At 39.3% G+C, this 2,195-nt stretch carries 3 protein-coding genes; all 3 read left to right on the top strand.

The features are described from left to right. Window positions 1-1,110: CRISPR-associated endonuclease Cas1 (gene cas1, locus JF818_RS10550; RefSeq protein ID WP_233067277.1), on the top strand; the 1,110-nt coding region annotated here is incomplete at its 5' end. Continuing rightward, window positions 1,107-1,382, top strand: coding sequence for a CRISPR-associated endonuclease Cas2 (cas2, locus tag JF818_RS16690; RefSeq protein ID WP_370570330.1), 276 nt, complete (start codon window positions 1,107-1,109; stop codon window positions 1,380-1,382). The genes cas1 and cas2 (JF818_RS16690), both read left to right, overlap by 4 nt. Further along, window positions 1,379-1,666, top strand: a complete 288-nt coding sequence (gene cas2 / locus JF818_RS10540) for a CRISPR-associated endonuclease Cas2 (protein ID WP_198891973.1) — start codon at window positions 1,379-1,381, stop codon at window positions 1,664-1,666. The genes cas2 (JF818_RS16690) and cas2 (JF818_RS10540) overlap by 4 nt, the downstream gene beginning before the upstream one ends. Window positions 1,667-2,195 lie beyond the last annotated feature (529 nt).

The following is a 2,195-nucleotide window of genomic DNA, read 5'->3' as shown; positions in this document are numbered from 1 at the left end:
GCTATATCCAATATAATAAGGAAGGTCATCATGGGTACAGTCTATCTGGTATCGAGTAATGGGAAGATGTCAAAGGAAGGCGAAGCCTTGGTAGTTCGTGATTATGACGGGACAAAAACGACGCTACCATTGCATACCATTGACCAGCTAATCATCATTGGAACAGTTGAAATTTCAGGACAGGCGCTTCGATTACTGATGAAACATTCGATAGAGACCGTCTTTGTCTCTAAAAACGGAAGGTATGATGGGAAATTGGCATTCGAGGATGCTAAAAATGTTTTCCTTCGCCAAAAGCAATATGATACTTTGCATGACGATGGTTTCTGTACAACTATAGCAAAATCAATTGTAAGGGGAAAACTCAGGAATGAGTACCTCTTCATGCAAAGGATAGGAAGGAAACTAGAGAAAGATGATTTCATTACACAACAAGTACAAAAGTTGGCTTCAATACTCGGAAAACTCGAAAAGGCATCAACAATCGATGAAATTCGTGGGTATGAAGGGTTCGCTGCCACACTCTTTTTCTCTGTTTTGGGAAAAAATATAACTCCTGAATGGGTTATGTTCAAAGGGAGAAACAAAAATCCCCCAAGAGATCCAATGAATGCTGTGCTCAGTTTCCTTTATACATTACTTGCATATCGAGTCGATGCTCTCATCGTCTCCGAGGGTTTAGATAATTCAGTTGGGATATTGCATGCACTCTCATATGGCCGCAAATCACTGGTTTTCGATTTAATAGAGGAATACAGGACTCCATTGGTCGATACATTGACCTGTGCAATGTTCAACATGGGGGTGTTGAACAAAGGTGACTTTAGGACTGTTTGTAATACAGAGGAATCAAGAGAAGAATGTGCTGAGGTTGATACCGATTTAGAGAGAAGGGATATTCCGGGAGAGTTCGAAAAAGCTGTTTTATTAACACAAGAGGGAATTCGCAAAGTCGTTGTGCAATTTGAACGTAAGATACAGGAGGAACACTTGTATGAACCCTTGGGTAAACGCATTAATTACAAAAGGATAATGCATGAACAGGTGAAAATGTACAAGCGGTATATCATGGGGCTGGAGGAAGCTTACAAACCGGTCGTGATTTCATGAGATATATGTACTGCTATGATATTTCCAACGCAAAGAGACTCAGAACAATTGCAAAAGTCTTGAAACAGAAGGGGATAAGAATACAACGATCTTTTTTTATTTGCGACTTTGACTATGTCAAAGCCATAGAGTTGTTGAATGAAATCAAAGATATAATGAATGTACATAAGGATTCAATCTTCATGTATGGTACTTGTGATGCTTGCCAGAGCAAAGTCAGCAGCATCGGGGATGGGGCTTTCCAAGTGTTGGAGGATTTCAGAATCATATGAAACGTGACTTTTTAATATTATATGATATTGCAGATCCCAAACGGTTAAAAAAGGTTGCCAAATTCTTGGAATCAGAAGGGGTTCGTGTGCAGAAATCGTTATTTGAATGTAATTGGGAAGAAGGCTATGATATAATAATCAAGCATAGACTAAGAGAACTGATAGACCAAGCGAAGGATTATATCTTGCTCATTCCGAGGTGTTCAACTGACCTTCAGAAAGAAATTAAAATCGGAAAAGGATCCGATATAAAGGTTGATACGTTACCTCACAAGATTTTGTGAAACGCGAACCTCAGGATTCTGCTTTTTTACATAAAATAGCGTAGGGTTCGCGAGAAGGAGGAATTATTAACTATGACAGAAATTAGGAGTACAGCAATCTCAAAGAGATGGGACAGTTATCCCAGTTTAGTAAGAATGCTGATGAACTTCGCGAAAATCATGTTGCAATCTATTTCAATACCAATAAATACAAGGGTGACAGTCTAAACGATATGACCTGCTAAAAGGGATTAAGACTTATGATACAATGGTTTATGCTCCCTTGCCTTTCTCGGTCTAAACGATATGACCTGCTAAAAGGGATTAAGACCTTTAGCTTTTCCCTAAATCTTGTTAGCCAACGTGAAGACGACAAGATGTTATGTCCTGCTAAAAGGGATTAAGACTTCTGATCAGGCACCACATATATTTCCTCACTCTTCAGCCAAACCATTATACCTTCCTAAAAGGGATTAAGCCTGCTTCATAAGCCGCAAAACCTTCAATCTTTTCACCTTCGTCACACCGTTTTGCACTGCTAACTGCGCTT

Source organism: Sphaerochaeta sp. S2 (assembly GCF_016406725.1).
Taxonomy (GTDB): Bacteria; Spirochaetota; Spirochaetia; order Sphaerochaetales; family Sphaerochaetaceae; genus Sphaerochaeta.
Note: the sequence above shows the minus strand (reverse complement) of the source record. Positions and strands in the feature narration are given on the sequence as shown.